The organism is Actinokineospora sp. NBRC 105648 (genome assembly GCF_030269645.1).
Classification (GTDB): domain Bacteria; phylum Actinomycetota; class Actinomycetes; order Mycobacteriales; family Pseudonocardiaceae; genus Actinokineospora.
Genome location: NZ_BSTR01000077.1, coordinates 1 through 24,316, shown reverse-complemented (window position 1 = coordinate 24,316; position 24,316 = coordinate 1). Strand labels below are relative to the sequence as shown.

27 protein-coding genes are annotated in these 24,316 nt (G+C 71.5%); 19 read left to right on the top strand and 8 right to left on the bottom strand.

Going from position 1 to position 24,316, the window contains the following annotated elements; translation table 11 throughout:
- Positions 1-446: 446 nt before the first annotated feature.
- On the top strand, positions 447-1,466 hold the full coding sequence (locus tag QSK30_RS35375) for a hypothetical protein (protein ID WP_285509780.1): 1,020 nt from the start codon (positions 447-449) through the stop codon (positions 1,464-1,466).
- 31 nt (positions 1,467-1,497) lie between these two features.
- Here the strand turns inward: QSK30_RS35375 and QSK30_RS35370 are convergent, their stop codons facing one another.
- The gene (locus QSK30_RS35370; RefSeq protein ID WP_285509779.1) at positions 1,498-2,364 is read right to left on the bottom strand and encodes a chromosome partitioning protein ParB; all 867 of its coding nucleotides are present in this window, start codon (positions 2,362-2,364) and stop codon (positions 1,498-1,500) included.
- Positions 2,348-3,016 (bottom strand): metallophosphoesterase family protein, encoded by a 669-nt coding sequence (locus QSK30_RS35365; RefSeq protein WP_285509778.1) that lies wholly within the window; start codon positions 3,014-3,016, stop codon positions 2,348-2,350. Before QSK30_RS35365 ends, QSK30_RS35370 begins: the two co-directional genes overlap by 17 nt.
- A gap of 193 nt (positions 3,017-3,209) precedes the next feature.
- Here QSK30_RS35365 and QSK30_RS35360 point away from each other — a divergent pair, with 193 nt between their 5' ends.
- The 6 genes from QSK30_RS35360 to QSK30_RS35335 all read left to right on the top strand — a co-directional run bounded on the left by QSK30_RS35360 (position 3,210) and on the right by QSK30_RS35335 (position 9,314).
- Positions 3,210-4,358, top strand: a complete 1,149-nt coding sequence (locus tag QSK30_RS35360; RefSeq protein WP_285509777.1) for a hypothetical protein — start codon at positions 3,210-3,212, stop codon at positions 4,356-4,358.
- 21 nt (positions 4,359-4,379) lie between these two features.
- Positions 4,380-5,777, top strand: coding sequence for a hypothetical protein (locus QSK30_RS35355; protein WP_285509776.1), 1,398 nt, complete (start codon positions 4,380-4,382; stop codon positions 5,775-5,777).
- Positions 5,778-5,782: 5 nt separating this feature from the next.
- On the top strand, positions 5,783-6,607 hold the full coding sequence (locus QSK30_RS35350; protein WP_285509782.1) for an ESX secretion-associated protein EspG: 825 nt from the start codon (positions 5,783-5,785) through the stop codon (positions 6,605-6,607).
- Positions 6,608-6,736: 129 nt separating this feature from the next.
- Entirely contained in the window at positions 6,737-8,125 is a 1,389-nt protein-coding gene (locus tag QSK30_RS35345; RefSeq protein ID WP_285509775.1) for a WXG100 family type VII secretion target, read from the top strand.
- Positions 8,126-8,142: 17 nt separating this feature from the next.
- The gene (locus tag QSK30_RS35340) at positions 8,143-8,496 is read left to right on the top strand and encodes a hypothetical protein (RefSeq protein ID WP_285509774.1); all 354 of its coding nucleotides are present in this window, start codon (positions 8,143-8,145) and stop codon (positions 8,494-8,496) included.
- A complete protein-coding gene (locus QSK30_RS35335; protein ID WP_285509773.1) occupies positions 8,496-9,314 on the top strand; it encodes an ESX secretion-associated protein EspG in 819 nt (272 codons plus the stop codon). Before QSK30_RS35340 ends, QSK30_RS35335 begins: the two co-directional genes overlap by 1 nt.
- 297 nt (positions 9,315-9,611) lie before the next feature.
- Here the strand turns inward: QSK30_RS35335 and corA are convergent, their stop codons facing one another.
- Positions 9,612-10,694, bottom strand: coding sequence for a magnesium/cobalt transporter CorA (corA, locus tag QSK30_RS35330; protein ID WP_285509772.1), 1,083 nt, complete (start codon positions 10,692-10,694; stop codon positions 9,612-9,614).
- Between the two features lie 375 nt (positions 10,695-11,069).
- Between corA and QSK30_RS35325 the strand changes: the two genes are divergently transcribed.
- On the top strand, positions 11,070-11,573 hold the full coding sequence (locus tag QSK30_RS35325; protein ID WP_285509771.1) for a MaoC family dehydratase: 504 nt from the start codon (positions 11,070-11,072) through the stop codon (positions 11,571-11,573).
- 18 nt (positions 11,574-11,591) lie between these two features.
- Positions 11,592-12,704: a DUF2332 domain-containing protein gene (locus tag QSK30_RS35320; RefSeq protein WP_285509770.1), complete on the top strand. Its 1,113-nt coding sequence runs from the start codon at positions 11,592-11,594 to the stop codon at positions 12,702-12,704.
- 6 nt (positions 12,705-12,710) lie between these two features.
- Here QSK30_RS35320 and QSK30_RS35315 read toward each other — a convergent pair whose 3' ends face one another.
- Positions 12,711-13,133 carry an NUDIX hydrolase gene (locus QSK30_RS35315; RefSeq protein ID WP_285509769.1) on the bottom strand — a complete coding sequence of 141 codons (423 nt, stop codon included), beginning with the start codon at positions 13,131-13,133 and terminating at the stop codon, positions 12,711-12,713.
- Positions 13,134-13,270: 137 nt separating this feature from the next.
- Here QSK30_RS35315 and QSK30_RS35310 point away from each other — a divergent pair, with 137 nt between their 5' ends.
- From QSK30_RS35310 to QSK30_RS35295, 4 genes are read left to right on the top strand one after another with little or no spacing between them, the layout of a single operon-like run.
- Complete coding sequence (locus QSK30_RS35310; RefSeq protein ID WP_285509768.1) at positions 13,271-13,441, top strand: hypothetical protein; 171 nt, start codon at positions 13,271-13,273, stop codon at positions 13,439-13,441.
- Between the two features lie 19 nt (positions 13,442-13,460).
- Positions 13,461-14,039 carry a PH domain-containing protein gene (locus QSK30_RS35305; protein WP_285509767.1) on the top strand — a complete coding sequence of 193 codons (579 nt, stop codon included), beginning with the start codon at positions 13,461-13,463 and terminating at the stop codon, positions 14,037-14,039.
- Between the two features lie 41 nt (positions 14,040-14,080).
- Positions 14,081-14,944: a PHP domain-containing protein gene (locus tag QSK30_RS35300; RefSeq protein WP_285509766.1), complete on the top strand. Its 864-nt coding sequence runs from the start codon at positions 14,081-14,083 to the stop codon at positions 14,942-14,944.
- Between the two features lies 1 nt (position 14,945).
- On the top strand, positions 14,946-15,560 hold the full coding sequence (locus tag QSK30_RS35295; RefSeq protein ID WP_285509765.1) for a MarC family protein: 615 nt from the start codon (positions 14,946-14,948) through the stop codon (positions 15,558-15,560).
- Between the two features lie 386 nt (positions 15,561-15,946).
- On the opposite strand, the gene QSK30_RS35290 is transcribed toward QSK30_RS35295, so the two are convergent.
- Complete coding sequence (locus tag QSK30_RS35290) at positions 15,947-16,297, bottom strand: arsenate reductase family protein (RefSeq protein WP_285509764.1); 351 nt, start codon at positions 16,295-16,297, stop codon at positions 15,947-15,949.
- Between the two features lie 84 nt (positions 16,298-16,381).
- On the opposite strand from QSK30_RS35290, the gene QSK30_RS35285 reads away from it, so the two are divergent.
- The 4 genes from QSK30_RS35285 to QSK30_RS35270 are packed head-to-tail and all read left to right on the top strand — an operon-like array spanning position 16,382 to position 18,378.
- Complete coding sequence (locus QSK30_RS35285) at positions 16,382-17,188, top strand: RecB family exonuclease (protein ID WP_285509781.1); 807 nt, start codon at positions 16,382-16,384, stop codon at positions 17,186-17,188.
- Positions 17,185-17,541, top strand: coding sequence for a hypothetical protein (locus QSK30_RS35280; RefSeq protein ID WP_285509763.1), 357 nt, complete (start codon positions 17,185-17,187; stop codon positions 17,539-17,541). The genes QSK30_RS35285 and QSK30_RS35280 overlap by 4 nt, the downstream gene beginning before the upstream one ends.
- A 38-nt stretch (positions 17,542-17,579) precedes the next feature.
- Complete coding sequence (locus QSK30_RS35275) at positions 17,580-17,930, top strand: hypothetical protein (protein WP_285509762.1); 351 nt, start codon at positions 17,580-17,582, stop codon at positions 17,928-17,930.
- The gene (locus tag QSK30_RS35270; protein ID WP_285509761.1) at positions 17,920-18,378 is read left to right on the top strand and encodes a hypothetical protein; all 459 of its coding nucleotides are present in this window, start codon (positions 17,920-17,922) and stop codon (positions 18,376-18,378) included. Before QSK30_RS35275 ends, QSK30_RS35270 begins: the two co-directional genes overlap by 11 nt.
- 42 nt (positions 18,379-18,420) lie before the next feature.
- Here the strand turns inward: QSK30_RS35270 and QSK30_RS35265 are convergent, their stop codons facing one another.
- From QSK30_RS35265 to QSK30_RS35255, 3 genes are all read right to left on the bottom strand, one after another.
- Complete coding sequence (locus QSK30_RS35265) at positions 18,421-19,272, bottom strand: alpha/beta fold hydrolase (protein WP_285509760.1); 852 nt, start codon at positions 19,270-19,272, stop codon at positions 18,421-18,423.
- Between the two features lie 167 nt (positions 19,273-19,439).
- Positions 19,440-20,801 (bottom strand): Rv3212 family protein, encoded by a 1,362-nt coding sequence (locus QSK30_RS35260; protein ID WP_285509759.1) that lies wholly within the window; start codon positions 20,799-20,801, stop codon positions 19,440-19,442.
- Between the two features lie 4 nt (positions 20,802-20,805).
- On the bottom strand, positions 20,806-22,491 hold the full coding sequence (locus QSK30_RS35255; protein WP_285509758.1) for a DEAD/DEAH box helicase: 1,686 nt from the start codon (positions 22,489-22,491) through the stop codon (positions 20,806-20,808).
- 322 nt (positions 22,492-22,813) lie between these two features.
- Between QSK30_RS35255 and QSK30_RS35250 the strand changes: the two genes are divergently transcribed.
- Together QSK30_RS35250 and QSK30_RS35245 are read left to right on the top strand one after the other, a co-directional pair.
- On the top strand, positions 22,814-23,485 hold the full coding sequence (locus QSK30_RS35250; protein WP_285509757.1) for a ferritin-like fold-containing protein: 672 nt from the start codon (positions 22,814-22,816) through the stop codon (positions 23,483-23,485).
- A 103-nt stretch (positions 23,486-23,588) separates the two neighbouring features.
- The gene (locus QSK30_RS35245) at positions 23,589-23,813 is read left to right on the top strand and encodes a DUF3107 domain-containing protein (protein ID WP_285509756.1); all 225 of its coding nucleotides are present in this window, start codon (positions 23,589-23,591) and stop codon (positions 23,811-23,813) included.
- The last annotated feature ends 503 nt before the right edge of the window (positions 23,814-24,316 follow it).

The following is a 24,316-nucleotide window of genomic DNA, read 5'->3' as shown; positions in this document are numbered from 1 at the left end:
TGGGGCCCCTAGAGCACCGCGGTGGGAAAGAAGGGCGGGTGAAGGGCATTCCCACCACACGGCGAGTTTAGCGGTGCTCTCCCCCCACACGAAGCGAGTCCACTAGATCGAGCATCCGTAGCGGGCCGGCGTTACCAGCGGGGTCGGCCTATCCGCTGCGGCTGGGTGGTGGGTCCTGGGGGTGGTGAGTCCTGGGGTCACGGAGGTGATTGCGGAGATTGGAGGGTGCTTGGGGAGGGTGAGGGTGGGGGCTCTGGGTTGGCGATGTGGTGTTGGGTGGGTCTTGGTCGTGTTTGTTGGGAAGGAGGGGTTTCTGCTGCTGCAGCCGTTGCTGGCCGGTGCCGCGTTGGTTTGGGGGGCGTAATGATCTCGGGGTAGGTCGCGATCACTTGGGGGAGAGGCGCGGGGGCGACTCCTCGTGCCGTGTCCATCCGGGGGGATGGCCGATGAACCCGGACGTGCGACCGCCCGCACCCGAGGCGTTGTTGCTCAGTGGTGCCAACGGGCGGGGCTCGTCGGCCGGTGCGGGTGGTGAGCCTGACTGGTCGTTGCGGATTGAGAAGTTGCATCCGTCGTCGGCTTGGCGGATGGCTGTGGTGGAGCGGTTGCAGCAGTTGCAGGCCGATCTCGATGAGCGGGCCGGGCCGGTTCCGCGTGCGGTGCACACGGCGATGCGGGCGGTGGCGCGGGCGGCTGAGCTGCGCAGTACCTTGCCGCGTTGGTATTCCGGGGTGAACATCGAGCGCACTTGGCGGGCTCTGCACCTTGCCGAGTCGGTGCTCATCGCGTCCAGTCCTGATTTGGCGGGGCGGATTCCGGACGTGCGCGCCTCCGTGGCGCGCAAGCTCCCGCAGAAGGACCCTCGGGTGCAGGCGTTGGAGCCTGCCGTGTTCGACGCGATGGCTGAGCCGGCCCAGCGGGCGTTGGTCCTGACTGCGCTGCGTGCCGCTGATGACGCCTCGCACGACGCGGCTACCAGTGTTCGGAGTCTGCGGAATCGGATCATCCTGTTCGGGCTTCTTCTGCTCGGTGTCAACATCCTGATCGGTTGGCTCACGGCCCGGCACGAGGACATGTTGCCGCTCTGCATTGGTGCGGCGGCGGATGTGTGCCCGACCGGTCGTGCCGTCGCCTCCAGTGGTGACGTGTGGTGGTTGCAGTTGATGGGTGTGCTCGGTGCGTCGATCGCTGTCGTGGTTCTGTTGCTGCGCACCAAACCCAGCGTCGTGCCCTACACGCTCACCCCGTACCAGGCGATTGTGAAGATCATGCTCGGCGCGATCTTCGCGGTCGTCGGGGTTCTCGTCCTGCGCACCGGTCTGCTGCAGGACCTGGTGTCCTCGCACGCTTCCCTGCTGCTGTTCGCGCTGATCCTGGGTTACTCACAGGAGGTCGGTACCCGGCTGCTGGACAACATCGCCGATCAGGTGGTGCAGAAGGCGCAGCCCGCCGCGCACCCTGAGTGAATGACCGCGCGCACTGGCACTCGTTCGGTCGCTACGGCTGCTTGCCGCTGGTTCGGTTCTGGGCGCGCAGTGCGGTGAGGACCTCGTCGTCCCAGCGGTGGGAGCGGATCAGTTTGTAGCGCTCGCCGATGACCCACAGGTAGGCCTCCGCCTCGGACTGGGTGGAGACCATGCCCGCCTGCCGGACCATCGTCACCACCGGTACGAACTCCTCGGCGTACCACCGCTGGGCCACCGTCGGGCGGTCGAGGAACGTGGCCTCCGCCTGCATCAGCCGGAAGCCCCACGCCTCCACGGCCTCGCTGAGTTCGGCGTAGTCCCACGGGTCGCTCAGGGTGATCGCCGCGCGGGCCGGGGCCGCCAGCGGGACGCGGTCGAGGAAGATCCGCCGGTAGTCCTTCACGATCAGGTCGCCCCGGTACCGGATCCCCTCCGCCGACACCCGGGTGATGATCTCGGTGACCATCGCGTCGATCGTCTTGAGCCCCAGGGCGTGCGCTACCGACACCCGGTGGTGCCCGTCGACCACGAAGTGCAGGTCCCCCACCCGGTAGACCTCGATCGGCGGGAACGACTCGCCGCGCCTGCTGGCCAGGGCGAGGCGTTCCCAGCGCTGGCGGGACTGGGCCGAGGTGGGGCGGAACTGGCGGTCGAAGTCACGGGTCCGGTCGACGCTGCCGATGATCGAGTCGAGGGCGATCACCTGGAGCCCGAGCCTGCGCTCGCCCAGCCTGCCGAGGGCGGCGACGACCTCGTCGAAGGGCACCATGATGTTCACGTCGTCGGGCTCGCGGCGCAGCCAGGCGCCGAGCCGGGACAGCACCTGGCGCCTGCGCACGCGCAGGAAGTCGTTCTCGGCGTCGGCGACCGGGAAACCGGTGTCACGCGGCACGACCACCCCCCGGGATGTCGAGGATCCGGTAGCCCACGGTGTTGACCACCCGGGTGACGCCCATGGTCCGATCGGGTACCGGTGCGCCGTGCGGGTGGATGTGGCCGTGCACCATCAGACCGGGCTGGAGCCGTCGCACGGTGTCGTGCAGGCAGGAGAAACCGCGGTGCGGTGGGTCTTCCTGATCGCCCACACCTCGCGGGGGTGAGTGGGTCAAGAGGACGTCGACAGACCTACCGTCGCGCCACCGCCTTACCGCCGCTTGGCGGACGACGCGCCGCGACCGGCGGGCCATCTGCCGCTCGGTCCACTGGTTCGGCCCCTCGTTGTAGCGGATCGACCCGCCCAGGCCCGCGATGCGCAGCCCCGCGACGTCGGCGACCCGGCCGTCCGCGTTCACCGCGCCGCGCGGGCCGGGGTAGTCCACCGGGAGCCCGTCCCTGGTCCACAGCCCGTGCCGGTGGTCGTAGCCGGCGAGGTCGGCGTCGTGGTTGCCCGGCACGAACACGCACGGCCGGTCCAGCGCGTCGGCGAGGAACTCCAGGTAGTCGAACGGGAGGTCGCCCGCGGCGAGCACGAGGTCGACGCCGTGGCCGCGGACCCGCGTGGTCCACAGCCGCTCGACCACCTCGTCGGAGACCGCGAGCACCCTCGGCATCGTCCGATGCTACGTCCGAACCGGTAGCGATGCGGCCCCGCGAAGCGAACAGTGATGGGGAGGGAACGGTTGGTGTCGGGCTGACGTCCGACGGGATAGCGTGATCGTCGGAAGCGATCGTCCACGGGTGCCACGGGGCGGTGCCCACCACGGGGTGCGGTGGTCCGGTCAGCCACCGAGGGGAGTTCGAGCGATGCGAACAGGGAAGCAGGGGGCCGACCGGTACGTCACCGGGGGCACGGAGTGGGAGAAGTACACCCTCCAGGACTTGGTCAAGATGGTCGCCGACCAGGCGAGCGCACCGCAGCTCGAGCGCCTCGCCGACGACTGGCGGGCGGCGGGCAGCGAGGTCGTCGACGCCGCCGACCTGTTGACCAAGGCGCTCGACGAGCTGATGGACTACTGGTCCGGCGCGGCCGCCGAGCAGGCCCGCCAGGACGTCGCGCTCAACGCCCAGTGGGTGGCCGACCTGGGCGAGACCGCGCACAAGATCGGCGACCCGATCCAGGAGGCGGCGGGCGCGCTCAAGGCCGCCCAGGACGCGATGCCGGAGATCCCGGCCAAGCCCGCCGTGCCGCCCGCCCTGGCCGCCGACAGCGCCGCGCGCGGGCTCGAGGCGGGTGGCCCGCTGGTGTCGGCCATCAACGGCACCGCGGCGGGGGCGGAGAGCGCCTTCACCGCGGAGCAGGAAGAGGCCAAGCTCAAGGCGATGGCCGTCGAGGCGATGAAGCGGTTCGAGGGCGCGGCGATCGGCATCGACCAGGCCACGCCGCAGTTCGAGGAGCGCGCCACCGTGCTGCGCGAGCACCCGGAGGACAAGCCGCCGGTGCCGCTGCCCACCCCCGCGCCCGGCAACTGGATCGACACCACGGTGTCCTACGCGACCGACGTCGAGATGCGCTGGGCGGTGCTCACCGCGGGCGGCGACCCGGGCACCGCGGCCCAGGGCTTCGACAACGCCACCAGCCACGCCACGGCGGGTTCCGGCTCGGCGGGCGGCGCGGCCGGCTACGGTGGCGGTGCTTCGTTCGGCGGCGGTGGTGGTAGTAGTGCGGACGGAAGTGCCGCGCGCGCTCCCCTCCAGCCGGGCGGGGCCGTCGGTGCCACCGAGGCGCTGCCGGGCGGCACCCGCACGGGCCTGCCCGCCGCCGGTGTGGCCGCGGCGGGTGGTCAGGCTGGTGGCTCGGGCAGTGGGATGGGCATGGGCGGGATGCCGATGGGCGGCGCGGGGATGGGTGGTGGCCAGGGTGACAGCGGCGAGCACCGCAGGCGCTACCCGTACGACGCCGAGGACCCGTTCGCGTTGGACCAGAAGGCTTCGCCGCCGGTGATCGGGCTCTAGGGGCAGGGGAGAGCACAGACCATGCGCGAGTTCGACCAGTACGGACTGGCCGAGGACCAGGCCGCGTTCACCGCGGCCCAGCAGGACGCGAGCGCCAACCCGCCGCCGATGCCGGTTCCGGAGCCACCGGCCCCGAGCCCGGTACCCGACCCGGTGCCGAGCCCGTTCCCCGCGCCCAGTCCGTTCCCGCCGCCCGCGCCCGTGCCGACCCCGGGTCCCGCGCCCACCCCGTTCCCGCCGCCCGTGCCGTCGCCGAGCCCCCTCCCGCCGCCCGCCCCGACGCCGCCGGGCCCGTTCCCGGCTCCCACGCCGACGCCGAGCCCGGTCCCCGCACCCCCGCCGAGCCCGTTCCCGCCGCCGGTGCCCGGCCCGCCCGTCCCGGTGCCGCCCGCGCCCGGCCCCAGCCCAATCCCGGTGCCCGACCCGTCGCCGATCCCCAGCCCGTTCCCGACGCCGCCCGGGCCGATCACCCCGGGCCCCGGGGTACCGCCGCCGAGCAGTTCGCTGCCGCCCGGGGCCTCCTTACCGGGCGGACCGGTCGCCGGTGGTCCCACGCCCGACGTCCAGCTCCCGCCGGGCACCCACCTGCCGCCCGGCGGTCAGGTCCCCGCACTTCCCGGCGGTCCTGTGCCGCCCGGCACCCCGGTCCCGCCGGGTACGCCCGTGCCCGGTGGTCCTGGCTCTTCGGTGCCCGACACCGCGTGGCCGCCCGGTGGTCCGGAGGACGGTGTCCTCCCCGCCCGTCCCGCCCCGCACGGCGGCGCCCCCGTCCCGACCGTCCCACCCGGTGGTCCCACCACCGGTCCCACGCCGAACAGCCCGGCGCCCGGCGGTTCCGGCCCGGAGGCCCGACCGGACCCGTCGGCGCAGAAGCCCGGCGACACCACGGTGCAGCCCAGTGACGCGGCGAAGCCTGGTGACGCAGCGCAGCCCACGGATCCGGCCCAGACCACCGACGCCGCCGCGCTTCCCGGCGACGCGACCGCCACCCTCCCCAAGCCCGTCCCCGGCGACGCCACGGTCACGCTGCCCGCCGTCACCCCGGCCGTCACCCCCGGGCACGGCGGTCAGCAGTCCAAGGGCTTCTGGGACGTCGACCCCGACAAGCTGCACGGGTTCAGCATCGCCGTGTCCTCCGCGCGGTTCGGCTTGGCGGCCGTGCAGACGCGGGTGACCAACATGCAGGGCGAGGCGTACACGCCCAAGCTCGGCACCAGCCCGGTCGGGCAGCAGCTGGCCAAGAAGTTCGACGACCGGCTCAACGGAGAAGAGGGCCTGCGCGGTCTCCTCAAGGAGGCCATGACCCGGATGGACCAGTTCATCAAGAGCGCCGAGCAGGTCCGCGACGCCTACCGCGACGTCGAGGACACCGCCGAGGGTGACATCAAGCGCACCGACCGGACAGGTGGCGCCGCGTGACGGAGATGCCCACGGGGCTGGAACCCGACGCGGGGCACCGGGGCGGTGTCGACGCCTGGCTGCACCCGGCCGAGGTCGACCTGCTGTGCACCTTCGCCGAGGTCAGCCCGCCGTTCCCGCTGCGGGTCCAGGTGCCGGGCGACCGGCGGGCGTCGTTCCAGGTGGCCCGCGCGGAGCTGGCCAGGCGCGGCCTGTCCGACAGCCGCGGCCCGCGCGGGGTGGCCGCCGACCTGGTGCACCTGCTGCGCGAGGGCAACGGTTCGCTGGACATCATGGTCGCCCGCCGCGACCGGGCCCGGGGCGCGCTCGTGCTGGCCCAGCGCGACGAGGCGCTGCTGGTCGCCCAGGACCTCGGCCCGGTCGGCGCCCGGGTGCACCTGGTGCGGATGGCGACCCGCGACGCGGTCGACGCACTGCTCGACCTGGTCCCGGACCTCGGCGCGGCGCTGGCGGCGGGGTTCAACCTGCCCCGCCGGTCGCTCGACCAGGCGTACCGGGCGATCTTGGCCGCCACCGACGACGACGGTGGCCCGCGCAGGCTCGGCGGCGATGAGCTCGACCGGCTGCTGCGCGCGCACGGCATCGACGAGCAGACCGCGCGCCGGATGACCACCCACCTGCAGCCGGTGCTGGGCAACGGCCAGGCGGGGGTGGCCGTGCGCCGCGGCTACGCCGACGAGTGGACCCGCTCCGGTGCCGAGGTCCGCTGGCTCGACACCGCCCGCGGCCGGTTCCGCCTGGCGGGCGACGGCGACTGGATGAGCGTCAACCCGCTGCCCAGGGAGGAGCTGCGTGGTGAGCTGCGCGCGCTGGCACGTGAACTCTGGTGACCCAGGGGTACCGAAGGGTCCCGGAGAGTCGGTCCCATCGGTTACCGTGACAACGGAAAACGACGATGTGGCGTACGTGGGGAATGTCTACCCGGCCCGGTCACCCCGGGCTGAGGGAGGGGCGCGGGGATGATCGCCGGTCTCGACGACTTGGTGCGGCGGATGGCCCAGCAGGCCGAGCAGGCCGCGGCCGCTCGGCACGCCGCCGAGCAGGACCGCAGGCGCCGCCGCGACGCGGACGACAACTACGTCAGCGGCGGTGTGCACTGGGACGGCTACTCGCTCAAGTCGCTGCAGCGCATGGTCGGGGACAACGCCAACGCCGGTCAGCTGGAGATGCTCGCCCAGGAGTGGGCGGCCTACGGCGACAAGGTGGGGCAGGCGTCCAAGGAGCTCTCCCGCTCGCTCGGCAAGCTCATGCAGTTCTGGTCCGGTAGCGCGTCCGAGGACGCGTCCCGGCTGGTCGTGGACAACGCCGCGTGGATCTCCGAGCTCGGCGGCACGGCCAAGCAGATGGCCGACCCGATCCAGGACGCCAGCGGGGCGCTGCGCTCGGCGCAGAGCACCATGCCCGGCGGCTCGCCCAGCAGCCCGTTCCTGGCCACCGCGGGTGGCGGCGCCGCGGCGGGCTTCGCGATCGGTGGACCGGTCGGCGCGGCCTTCGGCGCGGCGCTCGGCGGTATCGCCAGCGCGTTCGGCTTCGGCAGCAACAAGAAGAAGATGAAGCGCAAGGCCGTGCAGACGATGCAGCGCTTCGAGACCGCGGTCATGGGCATCGACGGCACCACCCCGCGCTTCGGCCAGCCCGGCACCGGCGGTGGCGGCGGCACCGACCCGGTGTGGAACCGGCCGCCGAGCACCGGCGTGCCCGGCCCCGGGGTCGTCGTGCCCGGCGCGCCGTCGCGCCCGCCGGGTGCCCCGAACACCCCGCCGCCGGACTTCCACGGCGGCCCGAGCGTCGGCGGCACCACGCCGTCCGCCGCCCCCGGCTTCAACAACGGCTGGCAGAACCACTGGAAGGGCCTCACCGGCCTCGGCCCGAACAACGGCTTCACCCCCGGCGCGTCCGGTCCCGGCATCGGGCAGGGCACCGGCGGCATCGGCTTCGGCCCCGGCGGTCTCCAGCCGGGCGGCTTCCGCGGCGGCGCGGGTGCGGGCCGCGGCGCCGGTTCGGGTGCCGGTCGCGGTGGGATGGGCGCGGGCCTGGGAACGGGCTCGGGCCGCGACGGGTCGCGCGGCCGCGGTGGCGCGGGTCGCGGCGGTTTCGGTGGTGCGGGCGGCGGCCTGGGCGCGGGCTCAGGCGGGCGGAACGGCAGCCGCGGTGCCAGCCGGTTCGGGCGGGCCAGCGGGTTCGGCAGCGACGAGCACGCCCGGCGCAACGGCAACGGCTACGGCGGCGCGCCCGGTGGCGCCCGCGACAAGGAAGAGGACGGCGAGCACCGCAGGCGCGTGCCGATCGAGGAAGACCCGTTCACCACCGCCGACCTGACGGCCGCGCCGCCGGTCATCGGGCTCTAGGACCCAAGGGGCACAGCATGTACGTCGATGATCCGAACGCCCCGGTGGGCAACGCCGGGTGGCAGGTGCAGCCCGAGCAGGTGCGCGAGTTCGCCAAGGCGGTCGAGGAGGTCCGCGCCGACCTGAACGCGATCTTCGCCGACGTGGCCGACCTGGCCACGCCCGCGTACCTGCCGATGCTGGGCACCAGCCCGGTCGGGCAGGAGCTGGCGGAGAAGTTCACCGACCGGCTGGCGAGTGAGGCAGGCCTCAAGGGGCAGCTGGAGACCGCGCTCAAGCGGATGGAGGAGTTCGTCGCCAGCGCCGAGCGCACCGCGTCGAACTACGTCGAGAGCGACGACAACTCCGCGCAGCGCTACCAGAACCCCTGATGGCGGAGCTGGGCCTGGCGCTGCACCCGGTCGAGGTCGACCTGCTCTGCGCCTTCGCCGAGGTGCAGGCACCGTTCCCGCTCGAAGTGCCCGCCAGTGGGGTGTCCGATGTGGAGCGCGGGGTGCTCTACCACGCGGCGGCCGAGGCGCTGATGGAGCGCGAGCTGGCCGACGAGCAGGGCCCGCTCGGGGTCGCCGAGGAGTTCGTGTACCTGCTGCGCACCTGCACGGGCGCGCTGGACATGGTGCTGCACCGCGACTCCGGCACCCTGGGCGTCGCGGTGCTGACAGTGCGGGACGAGGCGTTGGTGGTCACCCAGGACTCGGCCGACGAGCTGGGCGTGATCCGGCTGTGGGCGGCCACCCTGGACGACGCCGTCGGCAGGTTGGCCCGCCTGGTGCCGCGGGCCGAGGTCCCGCTGACGGCGCCGTTCAGCCTGCCCCGGCGGGCGCTGGAGAACGCGTTCGCGGTGATGCTGGCCCGGATGCCCGAGCCGGAGCAGCCCGGCGCGCCCCGCCCGATGAGCACCGAGGAGATCGACGAACTCCTGCGCGGCCACGGCATCGACGACCGGGTGGCCCGGCGGATGGTCAGCCACCTGCAACCGGTGGTGGGCAACGGTCAGGTGGGCGCCGCGGTCCGCGACGACACCGAGGACCAGTGGCGCCGCGTCGGCACCGAGCTGCGCTGGCTCGACACCCCGCGCGGTCGCTTCCGCCTGGCCGACACCGCCGACGGCGAGTGGATGAGCGTGAACCCGCTCGGCACCGACGACCTGGTCGCCGAACTGCGCGCATTGGCCGCCACGGTCCGCTGAAGTGTCGCTTGTGGACCGTGGCGGGACTGGGTCGGGCACGTCGCGGCCGTGTCGGGAGTTGTCGAGTCCGTCCGAAGTGGAGGGTCTTCGGTCCGGCCCGCAGTCAGCTGGTCCGGCCCGCAGTCAGCTGGTCGGGCCCTCGGCGATCACGACGGTCACCACCGTGATCCAGGTGATGATCACCGCGAGCAGCCAGAACTTCACGTTGGTGAGGAGTCGGGTCATGGTGGAACCTCCCATCAAAGGGCGAACGGGGGACGCGGGGTGTGGCCGGGTTGTCCTCAGTGGACTACCCAGCTACAGCCATCGGTTCTTGCGGAAGATGCGGTAGAGCACGATGCAGGCGAAGAAGATCACGATCATGACCACCGGGTAGCCGAACCGCCAGCGCAGTTCCGGCATGTTCTCGAAGTTCATCCCGTAGACGCCGACCACCATGGTGGGCACCGCGATGATCGCGGCCCACGAGGTGATCTTGCGCATGTCCGTGTTCTGCTGCAGCGTGATCTTGGCCAGGGTGGCGTCGACCAGGGTGGTGAGCAGCTCGTCGAAGCTGCTGACCCGCTCGGAGACCGTCGTCAGGTGGTCGTCGACGTCGCGGAAGTACGACCGCACCTGGTCCGGGACCAGCGGCGAACACCCCTCCGCCAAGCGGCGCAACGGGTTCGCCAGCGGCATCACCGCGCGGCGCAGCTCGAGGATCTCGCGCTTCATCAGGTACATCTGCTCGGCGCTCACCGGGCTGCGCGGTGCGAACACCGCCTTCTCGATCTCGTCGATGTCGTTCTCGAAGGCGTCGGTGACCGCCAGGTAGGTGTCGACCACGTGGTCGGCGATCGCGTGCAGCACCGCCGCCGGGCCCGCGCGCAGCCGGTCCGGCGCCGCCTCGAGCTCGTTGCGCAGCTGGTGCAGCGCGGAGTGCTTGCCGTGGCGGACCGTGACCACGTAGTCGGCGCCCAGGAACGCCATGATCTCGCCGGTCTCGACGATCTCGTTGGCCGTGGTCGGCGACTCGTGCTCGACGTAGCGGACCGTCTTGAGGACCATGAACAGGTTGTCCTCGTAGCGCTCCAGCTTCGGGCGCTGGTGGGCGTTGACCGCGTCCTCGACGGCGAGCTCGTGCAGCCCGAAGGTCTCGGCCACGCCCTGGATCTGCCGCTCGTCCGGTTCGTGCAGGCCGATCCAGACGAACCCCTCGGCCCGCCTGCGGACCTCGGCGACGGCGTCGATGTGCGTCCACCGCCCGGGCAGGCGCTCACCGTCGACGTAGACGCCGCAGTCGACGACGTAGGCCGAGAGCGGCACCGAAATCGGTGGCGCGGGCGGGCCCACTCTGTTGGTGCGGCCTCTCAGGCCGCCGAACGAGGGAATGGCAGGCATCAGGACCTCCAGCGACTCGCGTCGCGAGGACGCGACGGACCGGACGGCCGAGTGGCCGATTCCGGCGACTGAGCGTCCCTGCCGGAACAGCGGTGCCTGCCCTAGTGGCGGACGCCTCCGGAGGGGACGCGGGTACTACTGCAACCGGTCGCGGTTTCATGACCATGCGGGTCGCTCATGCGTCCTCACCTCCTCGGGCCGATGGCGGCCTCGTGACGCGCACGGGCCTGCCGAGAGGACAGCGTACTCCCCCATGTCGACATGCCCTGACCCGAGCGCGATTCACACCTCGGTGCGGTCCCTCACACACCGGTTGCACGCCGAGCTACCGGGCCGTACACAGATCTCCTACTCGTCGGTCACTTGGGAGGAACAGTGCAGTTCGGCCGCTACTACGAGGAGTTCGAGGTCGGCGCGGTGTACAAGCACTGGCCGGGCAAGACCGTGACCGAGTACGACGACCACCTGTTCTGCCTGCTGACGATGAACCACCACCCGCTGCACCTGGACGCCCACTACGCCGAGGGCAGCACCGACTTCGGCAAGAACGTGGTGGTCGGCAACTACGTCTACTCGTTGCTGCTGGGGATGTCGGTGCCCGACGTCTCCGGCAAGGCGATCGCGAACCTGGAGATCGAGTCGCTGCGGCATGTGAAGCCGACCTTCCACGGTGACACCATCTACGGTGAGACCGAGGTTCTCGACAAGACGCCCTCGAAGTCCAAGGACGACCGGGGCGTGGTGCACGTGGAGACCCGCGGCTACAAGCAGGACGGAACGGTGGTCTGCACCTTCCGTCGCAAGGTGATGGTGCCCAAGCGCTCCTACGGTGAGGCGCGCGGGGGCGAGCAGCCGGGCCGACCCGAGGCCCAGGCCTAGGACTGACGGAGGAGCGCCGTGGCCGTGACCCTGGACGAGATCAGGCAGCGGTTGCGGCGGTTCGCCGAGGTGGAGGCCGCGGGGGAGTCACCGCTCTACGAGCACCTCGCCCGCCGGGCCGCCGAGGACGACGAGGTCGCCTCCCTGCTGACCGCCGCCGAGGACCGCTTCGCCCACCCCACCCTGCTCTTCGCCGCCGCGCACCGCGCGCTGCAGGCCGAGCCGTTCCACGAGCTGGTGAACTACTACCCGTCGATGGGCGGGAGCTACGGCCTGGACTCGGGCACCTGGCCGCTGTTCCGCTCGTTCGTGGTCGAGCGGGCCGAGAAGATCCGCGCCCTGGTCGCGACCCGCACCACCCAGACCAACGAGGTCCGCCGGGCCGCGCTGCTCTACCCGGCCGTCGCGCTGGCGGCCAAGCAGGCCGGGGTGCCGATCGGGTTGCTGGAGGTCGGGTGCAGCGCGGGCCTGCTGCTCAACCTCGACCGCTACGCCTACCGCTACCAGACCGAGCAGTCCGGTCAGGTGGTCGTCGGCCCCACCAAGACCCCGCTCGGCCTGCACTGCGCCCTGGAGCTCCAGCCGGGCGCGATGCTGCCGACCATCCCGAAGAAGATCACCGTCGCCGAGCGGGTCGGCTTGGACCGCGCGCCCGTGGACCTCGCCGACGAGGAGGCCGCCGCCTGGCTGGAGGCGTGCATCTGGGCCGACCAGCCCGAGCGCCAGCGCCTGTTCAGCACCGCGGCGGCGCTGCAGCGCAAGAGCCCGCCGCGGCTGGTCGAGGGCGACGCCATCGACGACCTCGCCGCGGCCGCCGAGCTGATCCCGGTCTCCGTGCCGCTGGTGGTGATCACCAGCCACGTGCTGGCCTACCTGAGCGCGCCGCAGCGCAAGGAGTTCGTGGCCGCGCTGGCCGCGCTGGCCGCCACCCGGCCGCTGTGGTGGGTCAGCGACGACTCGTACCAGGGCTCGTTGGTGGAGGTGCTCCCCGATCGGGTGGACTTGGCGCCGGTCCCGGGGCAACCCGCGTTCAGCACCCTGGGGCTCACCAGGTGGGACGGTCCGCATGTGCTGTCCGTGGCGCTGGCCCGCACCGCGATGCACGGCGAGCGCATGGTCTGGCTGGCCTGAACGGGCCTATCGGGGCAGCTCAGACCACTCGCGCAGGGTCTGGAAAAGGGCCTCGACCAGGGCATCGTCGGCGTCGAGTGTGGCGAACATCGCAAGATCGGCCCAACGGGTAGCGCTCGCGTCAGTACCGGCCTGAAGATCACCGCCAGTGACCGTGCAGGCGTAGTCGTGGATCTCGAACACCCCGTCCGGGGCGGGTCGTTCGACCGTGCCGACCAGCCGTCCCACGTGGACCGCCAAGCCGGTCTCCTCGCGCACCTCACGTCGTAACGCGGCGTCGTCGGACTCGCCTGGCTCGACCTTCCCACCAGGTAGCGACCACCGCCCCGCACCGGGCGCATTGGCCCGCTGAACCAGGAGCAGCCTGCCATCCGGGTCACGGACGAGGCCGCCGACACACCTGATCCTCCGAACCCGCTCGGCCGTCATGACGACGGAGAGTAGCGGTTGGGCCGGGGTGACGCTCCGCGTTGCCCCAAGCGCGCGACTACTCTCCCTAAGCGCCGCCGAGTGCGGTACAACGGTTTTCAACAGGCGCCACCACGGGTGCGTACGGAACGGGGTAGATGGCAGTGGACATCAAGAAGATCTTGATCATCACTGGGGCGGCATTGCTCGTCTTCTTCCTGGTGACGCAGCCGGTGCAGTCCGCGGGCATCGTCAACTCGATCCTCACGACCCTCAAAGAGGGGGCCGAAGCGGTGATCACCTTCGTCCGCACTGTCTTCAACAGCTGAGACGAAGTAGCGTCGAACCATGTTCGCGCCCAGGGACCCAGACGAGTACCTGCTCGAGTCCGAACGCCGGGTGATCCGGGTCCGCAGGCACTGGGCCAGCCTCGCCTGGCAGGTCTTCGAGGCCGTCGCGCTGCTCGCGGTCTGCGTGATGATCTCGTACCTGCTGCGGGACATCAGCCAGGCGTGGCTGTTCCAGAACATCCTGTGGTACGCCGCGCTGGCGGTGATGCTCCGCTTCGTCTACCAGGTGATCGAGTGGTGGGTCGAGCGGATCGTGGTCACCGACAAGCGGTTCATGATGACCACCGGGGTGTTCACCACCAAGGTGCTGATGATGCCCATCAGCAAGGTCACCGACCTCACCTACAAGCGCACCGCCACCGGCCGCGTCTTCGGCTACGGCACGATGGTGGTGGAGTCCGCGGGCCAGATCCAGGCGCTCAACAACATCGAGTACCTGCCCCGGCCCGAACAGGTCTACGACGCCATCTCCGAGCTGGTCTTCGGCGACAAGAAGGCGCAGGCGGAGCGGTTCTCGATGATCAAGGCGCAGCGGCTGGCGCGCAGCACCAAGCGGGCCAGGAAGCCGGTCAGCTGACCGGGTCCGGGGTGACCGGCGTCATCGTGAACACTGGCTGAGTGCGGATCGACCTCCACTGCCACTCCAACGCCTCCGACGGCACCGACAGCCCCGCCGGGCTGGTCGGTGCCGCCGCGCGCGCGGGCCTCGACGTCCTGGCGATCACCGACCACGACACCACGGCGGGCTGGGCCGAGGCCGAGGCCGCGCTCCCGGCGGGTCTTGGCCTGGTCCGCGGCGCGGAGCTGACCTGCGTGTCCGAGGACGGGCGCGGCGGGTACTGCACGGTGCACCTGCTGGCCTACCTGTTCGACCCGGAGGCCGAAGCGGTCGTCACCGAGTACGCCCGCACCCGCGCCGAGCGGCGGAGCAGGCTGCACACCATGGCCGGGCGGATGGCCGCCGACGGCTACCCGGTCGACGCCGACGAGCTGCTCGCCGGGCTGCCCGAGGACGTGCCCGCGGGCAGGCCCCACCTGGCCCAGGCGCTCGTGCGGGCCGGGGTGGTGTCCTCGGTGACCGAGGCCTTCACCGAGCTGCTGCACGGCCGCAACGGCTACTACGTGCCCAGCCACAAGACCCCGGTGGCCGACGCGATCGAGATGATCAAGGCGGCGGGCGGGGTGACGGTGCTCGCGCACGGGTTCGCCCACCAGCGCGGCCCGGTGGTGAACGCGGCCGTGGTGCGCGACCTGGCCGCCGCGGGCCTGGACGGGGTGGAGATCGACCACCCGGACCACGACCCGCGGGCCCGGTCGGAACTGCGCGGGCTCGCCGACCAGCTGGGCTTGATCGCCACCGGGTCCAGTGACTACCACGGGACGAACAAGACCACCGGGCTCGGCGCGGAAATGACCGATCCGGTGATGCTGGACGCCATCGTGTCGCGGGCTACCGGGGCGCCGTTGCTCGTAGGGTCCTGAGATGGCCTTCTTCGACGGGGCGCTGTTCGCCCAGGCGACGATCACGCTAGTCGTGATCATGGATCCGCCCGGGACGGTACCGGTGTTCCTGAGCCTCACCGGGCGGAAGACGCGGGCCACCCGCAACGCGGCGGCTCGGCAGGCGGTATTGGTCTCGCTCGGGGTGATCACGGCTTTCGCCATCGGCGGCGAGGCGATCTTGCGGTACCTGGGGATCGGGATCCCCGCCCTGCAAGGGGCGGGCGGGTTGTTGCTGCTGCTGATCGCGCTGGACCTGCTGACGGGGAAGAACGCCGAGCCTGAGGCTGTCGAGGACGTGAACGTGGCGTTGGTGCCGCTGGGGACGCCGCTGCTGGCTGGGCCGGGGGCCATCGCGGCTACGATCGTGTTCGTCCGGGGGGCTGGTGGGCATGCGGAGTCTTATGTGGCGTTGGGGCTGGCCATCCTGGCTGTGCACTTGATCTTGTATTTGTGCTTGCGGTTCTCCGGGGTGGTTATTCGGGTGATCAAGGATAGTGGGATCACGTTGTTGGCGAAGATCGCTGGGTTGTTGTTGGCGGCTATCGCGGTGCAGTTGGTGGCTAATTCTGTGCGCGGGTTTATTGCTGGGGTTTAGGCTCCTGGCTCTTGGTTCCTCGTTCCGGGTCCTGCTTTCCCTACGCTTAATTGTGACTACGGGCCGGAGTTGTTTGTCAAGGCGGGAAAGATGCCTTGACAAACAACTCCGGCCCGTGTTTTGGGCTGCGTATGGAATGCAGGGGCGGGAGTGGTTGCCGGAGGGGCTTGGTGGGCGGGCGGCGGTGAGTGGGTGGTGGGGTGGTGGTTTGTGAGGGGTGATTGAGGGTGGGTGGTGCTGGGTGGCCGGAGCCTGGGGCTGGGGCTGGGGCTGGAGCCGGAGCGGGAGCCGGGGCTGGGGAGCGGGTGCGGGGTGCCGGGTGCTGTGGTGGTCGGGGAGTTCTGAGGGTGGGGGTGCGGCGGGGTTGGGGAGGGTGAAGCGCACTGTCACTTGGTTAGTGCGTGGTGGATGGCTTCGGGGGTGCGGGCGATGATCGCGGACCCGTTGTCGGTGATGATGATGGGGCGTTCGATCAAGGTCGGGTTGGCGGCCAGTGTCTTGATCCAGTCGGCTCGGTTGTGGGGTTTGGTGGCCAGGATGAGGTCCTTGGCCAGGGGTTCCTTGAGTCGGGTGATCTCCCAGGGGTCCTTGCCCAGCTTGGTCAGGACCTCGTCCAGTTCGGCCTCGGTGGGCGGTTCGTCCAGGTAGCGGCGGACGGTGTGCGCCTGGTCCGACGACTCGACGGCGGCCAGGGCGGCGCGGGACTTCGCGCAGCGGGGGTTGTGCCAGATTTCCACGGGGGAGATTCTGCCCGGGCGCGGGTTGTGTCGGTGCCGTTGCGTACCGTGTACCTCGTGCAAGGTCAGCTCGGTCTCGACAACATGCCCCGTAAGTTGATCAAGGTGACGCCGTCTCGGTTGGGGGTGTGGGCGGACTGCCGTCGTCGGTTCCGGATGGCGTATGTGGACCGGCCGACGCCCCCGCGTGGGGGGCCGTGGGCGCACAGCACGATGGGGGCCGTGGTCCACAACGCGCTCAAGGCGTTGTTTGACTTGCCGGTGGAGAGGCGGTCGGCGGACGCCGCGGCGGCTCTCGTCGGTACGCACTGGAAGGACGACGGGTTCGTCGACCAGGAGCAGTCCGCGCTGTACCGGGAGCGGGCCGCCGGGTGGGTGCACGAGTACGTCAAGGACCTCGACACCGGTGACGACCCGGTCGGTCTGGAGCGCTGGGTGTCCGCGCCGGTGGGCACGATCGTGGCCGAGGGGCGGGTCGACCGGATCGACCAGCGCGGCGGTGAGCTGGTGATCGTCGACTACAAGACCGGCCGCCACGCGCTCACCACCGACGATGCCCGTGGTTCGCAGGCGCTGGCTCTCTACGTGCTCGCCGCGCGGCGGACGTTGCGGCGGCCGTGCACCCGGGTGGAGCTGCACCACCTGCCGACCGGCACCGTCGCGGCGTGGGAGCACACCGACGAATCCCTGGGTAGGCACCTGTCGCGGGCCGAGGAGAGCGCCGACGAGTTCCAGTTGGCGATCGACACGCACAAGGCGGGCGGCGACCCGGACGTGCTGTTCCCGGCGAACCCCGGGCGCCAGTGCGGCTGGTGCGACTTCCGGCGCAGCTGCCCTGAGGGCCAGGCGACTGGACCGGCCCTGGAGCCATGGGCGATGCTGTCACCGTGACCGGGCCCACCGAACGCCTCCCCCGCGAGGACGACGCCACCGTGGAGCTTTCCCGGGTGCGCGCGGACAAACCCGAGCGGTACCGCTCCGGCTTCTGGCGCGAGTTCTCCGGCTCGCTGGCCGTCGGGCTGGCCGTGCTGGCGCTGATCGTGGTGGGTCTGCAGATCTCCGGCTGGGTCCGCGGCGTGCCCGGCCCCGGGGTCGGCGTCATGGTCGTGCACCTGGTGCTGGCCGTGATCGCGCTGCTGGTCCAGCGGTTCGCCGACATCAAGCGCGGCCCGGAGTCGACGCTGGCGGTGCTGCTGGTCTGCGTGGTCACCGGGATCGTCATCTGGTTCCTGTGGTGGGCCTGACCCCTAACGGCGGTGCACGCTAGTCCGATCGGACTAGCGTGGACCCGTACGCTCCGGACATCTGGCAGTACGCACTCTGGGGGCTCGTCGGCGCGGCGGCCAATATCGGTGTCGTCTTCCTCGAAGCCTCGAACCGCGTGAAGGGTTGGCCGTGGGAACGGCCCAGTGGACCGGGTGGTGGCGTGTACCTCGCCTCCGTCCTGGTCAACTTGGCCATCGCGACCGGCACGACCGCGGCCCTGTCGACAACCACCATCGTCACCCACGGCTTCATCGCCTTCGGTGTCGGTGCCGCGGCCCCGGCCGTGGTGCGGAAAGTGGCGAGCTATGCGGAGAACCTGATCCTCGCGGGCAAGGAAGACGAACCGGGTGACCTCGATGTCCGGTGACTCCGCCGCCCGCAGGCTGCTCTCGGCCCTGGCGGGGTCCACTCCCGCCTTCACCCCAGCCACCCGCCAGGGCGGCGGCTTTCTCGCCGCCCTGGCGGGTTCGACCCCGGCCTTCGGTCGTACCCCGCCCGCGGCCAGGGGCCTCGTCGAGTTCGCCCGGCGACCGCCCGCGGTGCGGCCCGGTGTTCGGCTGCCCGTTCCCGAACTGACCGAACTCGCCTCGGTAGCCCGTCGTTTTCCAGCGCTGGCGGGGTTCGGCGAGGTCGCGCTCGCGCTGGACCGGCTGGTCGCCGCTTCCACAGGCGAGCTGCGCGCGGCCGTCGAGGTGGAACGGTCCCGCCTCGCCACCGCTCGTGTCCGAAGTAGACTGTCCACGCGGCGACAGGTCAGGCGCTTGGCCGGGGCGGCCGAACTGGCGGCGCGAGCCTGCGCTGATGCCCAGCGGTGACGCCCGGCCGCGTCGGCGCCCGCACCTGAGGGAGCGGTTGGGTCAGCTGAGCCAGGACTGCCAGGTCGGCACCAGCACCGAGAGCAGGCCCGCCGGGTTCTCCACGGCCGGGGAGTGTGCCGCCCCCTCGATCATGGAGAAGTCCGCCGCCAGCCGGTCGGCCATGTCGCGTTGGACCGAGGTGGGCCAGGCGTCGTCCAGGGCGCCGCAGGCGACCAGGCACGGGGTGCTGGTCAGCCGCAGCTGCCTGCCCAGCTCGGTGACCAGGTCCGGCTCGGTGCGCAGGCCGATGCTCATCCCCAGCAGCGCCTCCGGCCGGTTGCGCAGGAAACGGCCCCGCAGGAACGCGCGCACCGGCTCCGACATCGCCTGCCAGCGGGGGTTCCCGGCGTTGACCGCGTCCAAGCCGCGCTGCACGGCGGGGACGCCGTGCTCGCGCAGGAGCGGTTCGCCGAGGTCGAGGATCTGCCGCCGGGGGCCGGGTGGGAGGTCGGCCGGGCCGCTGTCCAGCAGGGTCAGGCCCGCGATCTCGGCGCCCGCGAGCACCGCGCGCCGCGCGACCAGGCCGCCGAAGGAGTGGCCCACCAGCAAGACCGGGGGCGGTAACTCCGCGATGACCTCGGCCAGCACCTCGCCCAGGCGTTCGGGGAGGTAGAGGTGCTCGTCGGCGGGGCCCGCGGAATCCTGCTGGCCGGGCAGGTCGATGGCCAGCGGGGTAAACCCGGCCGCGACGATCCCGTCGAGCACCGGCGCGAAGTCCTCTTTGGACCCGGTGTAGCCGGGCACCATCAGCACCAGCGGACCCTCGCCCGCGCCGCGCAGCCCGGCGATCGGGCCGAACCGGCTCGGGATCGCCACCGGTCGGGCCAGGTGCGGGCTGAGCTGGGAGTGCATACCCCGAGTGTGCCGCAGCCCGATGCGGTGCGACCAGTTTCTCTGGCGGGCTGATCGTCGCGGAGCAGGGGACCGGCTAGCGGTGCTCGATCATCCCGGCGCGCGCAGCTCACGGCCGTGCGACCAGGTTGACCCCGGGCTGGGAGTGCGTGCCCCTCGGCGGGGGCTCAGTGCAGGGCGACCAGTTCCTCGCCGCGCTGCTCGAAGACCATCGGGCCGATCGAGTTCATCGTCACCGGGCCCCGGTAGGCGCCGCGGTTGGCCGGGAAGGTGCCCACCCGGGAGCCGTCGGCCTGGCTGAGCACCGCGATCCCGTCGGGGACCGGGACCAGGGCGCGCCCGGCGAAGATCGTGCCGGGGCCGAGGGTGTCCTTGACCGTCCACAGCGGGCGCAGGTCGGTGGCCGAGAGGACCACCGTGTTCGTGCCGGTGTACCAGTAGAACGCGCCGGTGCCGGTGGTGACCAGCGGGGTGCGGCCGGTGGACTGCCTGGTGAGGTCTTCGGAGCCGAGCTCGACCGGGAAGGACCCGGTGGAGGTGCCCTGCTCGTCGAAGATGACCACGCGGTCGGGGTTGGGCAGGACCACCGCGGTCAGGGTGGCGTTCATCGCCACGACCTGGGCCGAGCTGCCGTCGAGCAGCTGGCTCAGCACGATCTCCGGGGTGTCGGCGTCCTTGGCCGAGGCGCGGTAGACGGTGAGCCGGTCGGTGGTCTCGTTGGGGCAGTGCTCGATCACGCCGACCTTGCCCGGTGTGGTGAGCGCCGAGCTGTAGGTGCAGTCGTAGCGCGGCTGCTTGCCGGGGTTGACCTTGGTCGCGACGTTGCCGTACTCCACCGTCTTGACCAGGTCGAACCGCAGCGAGGTCATCAGGTTGTTGCCCAGCGCGGTCAGGTAGTCCTGCCCGTCGTCGAGCAAGCGCAGGTCGGTGTCGCCGTCGAGGTTGCGCTGGCGGTCGCGCTCCCCGGTGGTGGGCTTGAGCGAGGTGATCTCACTGCAGCCGCCGACCGAGCGCGGGTCGCTGTCGGGCAGCATCCTGCCGTCGGTGCGGTAGGCGACCACGACCTTCTTGAAGGCCGTGGAGATGGTGCACAGCGGCAGGTCGCGGTGGTAGGTCCAGCGGACGTCGCCGGTCTGCGGGTCGCGGCCGGTGACCGTGTCCACGTCGCCGGTGACCACGGTGGAGGCCAGGCCGTCGTTCTGGTCCGGCTGCGGGTTGATCACCACCGGCTGCCAGGTCTGCGGGCTGCGCGTGCGCCACGCCTCGCCGAGCGAGGGCGGGAACAGCTCCGGCTGGCGCAGCACCTCGGCGGGGCCGGTGTACGGGGTCAGCCGGGTGGCCTGGAACTCGCTCTCCCGGAAGGAGATGAAGGTGACCGCGATGACCAGCAGCGTCACCAGCGCCAGGACGGCGTAGTCGCGGCCGTTGTTGAAGCCGTGGCGGGGGCCACGGGCAGGCGTAGGCGGGACGTACCCGTCGAGTACGTCCTCGCTGTCGACCGCCTGGCCCGTGGTGTCCCCGAGAGTCACGGCGCTAGTCTGCCCCGCCCGGTGTGTCGCCCGTGTTGGCCCCGGGCTCACCGGCCACATCGGCACCCGAGCGGCGCCGCCTGCGGCGCGCGCGAGCGGGCTTGTTGTCGGCCGGTGCCTCGCCCTGGGTGGGCTCGGCGGTGACCGACGACGCGGTGGCGGTGGTGCCCTCCGCGCCGTCCTCGGCACCGCCGCGGCGGCGACGGCGCCTGCGCGGCCTGCTGTCGCCCTCGCCCGCCTCGTCCGGTGCGGCGGCGGCCGCCGGCCTGCTGGCCGCGGCCTCGGTGTTGGCCCGGGCGCGGCTCGCGCCGGTGGCCCGGACCCGGCGGGCCCTGGTCGGGGCGGCGCTCTCACCGCGGCGGCGCTTGCCGCCGAAGTCCTCCTCCGGCTCGGCGTCCAGGCCCGCGCGGGTGCGCATGCCGATCGGCAGCCTGCCGGTGGAGCCCGCCGGGATGCCCAGGTCGGCGAACAGGTGCGCGGAGGTGGAGTAGGTCTCCACCGGCGCTGGTTTGCCCAGGCCGAGCGCGTCGCTGATCGACTTCCAGCGCGGCTCCTCGTCCCAGTCGACCAGGGTGACCGCCACGCCGGTCTTGCCCGCGCGGCCGGTGCGGCCGATCCGGTGGACGTAGGTCTTCTCGTCCTCCGGGCACTGGTAGTTGATCACGTGCGTGACATCGGTCACGTCGATGCCGCGCGCGGCGACATCGGTGCAGACCAGCACGTCGACCTTGCCCGAGCGGAACGCCCGCAGCGCCTGCTCGCGCGCGCCCTGGCCGAGGTCGCCGTGCACGGCGCCCGCGGCGAACCCGCGCTCGGTGAGCTCGTCGGCGACCTTCTGCGCGGTGCGCTTGGTGCGGGTGAAGACCATGGTCAGCCCACGGCCCTCGGCCTGCAGCGACCGGGCGACGACCTCGATCTTGTCCAGCGAGTGCGCCCGGTAGACGAACTGCTCGGTGCGCTCGTGCACCGCGCTGGCGTCGTTCTCCTCGGCCCGGATGTGCGTGGGCTGGGTGAGGAAGGTGCGGGCCAGGGTGATGATCGGGCCGGGCATGGTGGCCGAGAACAGCATCGTCTGCCGCTGGTCGGGGACCATCCGCAGGATCCGCTCGATGTCGGGCAGGAAGCCCAGGTCGAGCATCTCGTCGGCCTCGTCGAGCACCAGGCCGCGGACCTTGCCCAGCACCAGGTGCTTCTGCTCGGCCAGGTCCAGCAGCCGGCCCGGGGTGCCGACCACGATGTCCACGCCCTTGCGCAGCGCGGCCACCTGGGGCTCGTAGGGGCGGCCGCCGTAGATGGAGAGCACCCGGCCGCCCATGTGCTTGCCCGCGTCCCGCAGGTCGGCACTGACCTGCAGGCAGAGCTCGCGGGTCGGCACGACCACGAGCGCCTGCGGGGTGCCGTCGCCGGGGGTCTGCAGCCGCTGCAGCAGCGGCACGCCGAAGCCCAGCGTCTTGCCCATACCGGTCCGGGCCTGCCCGATCAGGTCGTCGCCCGCGAGGGCGAGCGGCAGGGTCAGCTCCTGGATGGCGAACGTGCGCTCGATGCCCGCCTCGGCGAGCGCGCGCACGATCTCCTCCCGAACGCCCAGCTCGGCGAAGGTCGGGGCCTCCGGTTTGACGGGCGCACCCGCGGTGAGCGGGTGCGAGGTGTCGGTCTCGGGGAGCCCGGCCTCGCTGTGTTCGAGCGTCACGGGATCCAGTTCATCGGTTCGCGCGGCGGTTTCTCCGCCCGCGGTGTCGTCCTGCGTCAGGGTGATCAGCCTCTCTCGTACCAGCGCGCACTGCCCTGGACGGGCCGCTCGACCGCGCCTGGGGCTCCCGGATTCGCAACATCCGGGAGTGGCGCGGGAGGGCCGGCGAGGTATGCGCGCACCCTCTCCTACTCGGTTCGCGGGAGGTGCCCGCGTCGTTTCCCGAGGTCTTGCGTTCAGCTCGGCGCCAACCGTGGCAGGCGGTGGCTGGCCAAGCGTCCTGCCGAGTCTACCCGCGACGGCCGCCGGATACGCTCCAAGCATGGAGAACGCGCAGTCGGGAGTGTCCGGGGCCACGCTTTCGGCCGGGGTGGTCGACCTGCTGGGCGTGCTGGCCTACGGGGAGCTCTCGGCGTTCGACCGCATGTCAGAGGACGCGCGCTCGGCCCCCACGGTATCCGGCCGGGCCGCCCTCTCGGAGATGGCGGCGGCCGAGATGGGGCACTACGCCAAGATCGAGAAGTACCTCGCCGCGCACGGCGTGTTGATCGAGGACGCGATCGCCCCGTTCGTGGCCCACATCGACACCTGGCACGCCTCGACGGCACCGAGGTCCTGGCTGGAGAGCCTGGTCAAGGCCTACGTCGGCGACGGCCTGGCGGCCGACCTGTACCGCGAGATCGCCTCCTGGCTCGACGAGGACACCAAGCTGCTGGTCCTGGAGGTGCTGGCCGACACCGGGCACTCGGCGTTCGCCGAGCGGGAGGTCTCGGCGGCCATCGAGCGCGACCGGACGGTCCGCGACCGACTGGCCCTGTGGGGCAGGCGCCTGCTGGGCGAGGCCCTCACCCAGGCCCAGTACGTCGTCGCCGAACGCGACGGCCTCTCGGAGCTCATCGTCGCGGGCACCGGCGACCTGGCGGGCATCGCGGCCCTGTTCCGCCGCTTGCAGCAGGGGCACGGCAAGCGCATGACGGCCCTGGGCCTGGGCTGATTCCGCGCTCGGTGAACGCACCCGCCCCTGAGCGGTTTCCGGTGGCGCACTCGACTAGCCTTCGAGTTGGAACCTGTCACATTCTCGATGCCCGGAGGTCGACGTGGAGGTCAAGATCGGTGTCGCGGACACCGCGCGGGAGCTCTTGCTCAACAGCTCCCTGACTCCTGACGAGGTCGAGGCTCTGGTCGCCGACGCCCTGAAGAACCAGCAGGGACAGCTGGTCCTGGTCGACGACAAGGGCCGCCGTTTCGTGGTCCCGTCAGCCCGGGTCGCCTACGTCGAGATCGGGAGCGCGGACACCCGCAAGGTCGGCTTCGCCCCCTGATCCAGCGGCAAGGCAAGCACAGAAGGGACCGCAGTCCACACGGACGGCGGTCCCTTTTCTATTTCAACGCACCACAGACCAAGTTCCCCAATCGGATTTCCCCCAGTCTTGGGCCCTTGATTCGTGGAACCCAAGCCCAACGCAACGCAAACGTCCACTACGGATGCTCGATCCAGCGGACCAACCCGCCCGCAGCGGTTAGGCCGACCTGGCTGGTACGCGAGTCCCGTTACGGATGCTCGATCCAGCGGACCAACCCACCCGCAGCGGTTAGGCCGACCTGGCTGGTACGCAAGTCCCGTTACGGATGCTCGATCTAGTGGACTCGCTTCGTGTGGGGGGAGAGCACCGCTAAACTTGACCTGTGGTGGGGATGCCCTTCACCCGCCCTTTTTTCACCACCGCGGTGCTCTAGGGGCCCCGCACGAAGCGAGTTCACTAGATCGAGCCCCCATCTTTTCCTCGGGCAACCCAAGCGATGAGCAGCCCGTGGCCCCAGGGCG

Coding starts and splice junctions, on each gene's coding strand:
- QSK30_RS35295 (WP_285509765.1), top strand. CDS start 14,946: ATGGCCTTCTTCGACGGGGCGCTGTTCGCCCAGGCGACGATCACGCTA.
- QSK30_RS35350 (WP_285509782.1), top strand. CDS start 5,783: ATGCCCACGGGGCTGGAACCCGACGCGGGGCACCGGGGCGGTGTCGAC.
- corA (WP_285509772.1), bottom strand. CDS start 10,694: ATGCCTGCCATTCCCTCGTTCGGCGGCCTGAGAGGCCGCACCAACAGA.
- QSK30_RS35270 (WP_285509761.1), top strand. CDS start 17,920: ATGTCCGGTGACTCCGCCGCCCGCAGGCTGCTCTCGGCCCTGGCGGGG.
- QSK30_RS35315 (WP_285509769.1), bottom strand. CDS start 13,133: ATGACGGCCGAGCGGGTTCGGAGGATCAGGTGTGTCGGCGGCCTCGTC.
- QSK30_RS35265 (WP_285509760.1), bottom strand. CDS start 19,272: ATGCACTCCCAGCTCAGCCCGCACCTGGCCCGACCGGTGGCGATCCCG.
- QSK30_RS35360 (WP_285509777.1), top strand. CDS start 3,210: ATGCGAACAGGGAAGCAGGGGGCCGACCGGTACGTCACCGGGGGCACG.
- QSK30_RS35340 (WP_285509774.1), top strand. CDS start 8,143: ATGTACGTCGATGATCCGAACGCCCCGGTGGGCAACGCCGGGTGGCAG.
- QSK30_RS35355 (WP_285509776.1), top strand. CDS start 4,380: ATGCGCGAGTTCGACCAGTACGGACTGGCCGAGGACCAGGCCGCGTTC.
- QSK30_RS35250 (WP_285509757.1), top strand. CDS start 22,814: ATGGAGAACGCGCAGTCGGGAGTGTCCGGGGCCACGCTTTCGGCCGGG.
- QSK30_RS35335 (WP_285509773.1), top strand. CDS start 8,496: ATGGCGGAGCTGGGCCTGGCGCTGCACCCGGTCGAGGTCGACCTGCTC.
- QSK30_RS35345 (WP_285509775.1), top strand. CDS start 6,737: ATGATCGCCGGTCTCGACGACTTGGTGCGGCGGATGGCCCAGCAGGCC.
- QSK30_RS35375 (WP_285509780.1), top strand. CDS start 447: ATGAACCCGGACGTGCGACCGCCCGCACCCGAGGCGTTGTTGCTCAGT.
- QSK30_RS35285 (WP_285509781.1), top strand. CDS start 16,382: ATGCCCCGTAAGTTGATCAAGGTGACGCCGTCTCGGTTGGGGGTGTGG.
- QSK30_RS35365 (WP_285509778.1), bottom strand. CDS start 3,016: ATGCCGAGGGTGCTCGCGGTCTCCGACGAGGTGGTCGAGCGGCTGTGG.
- QSK30_RS35310 (WP_285509768.1), top strand. CDS start 13,271: ATGGCAGTGGACATCAAGAAGATCTTGATCATCACTGGGGCGGCATTG.
- QSK30_RS35305 (WP_285509767.1), top strand. CDS start 13,461: ATGTTCGCGCCCAGGGACCCAGACGAGTACCTGCTCGAGTCCGAACGC.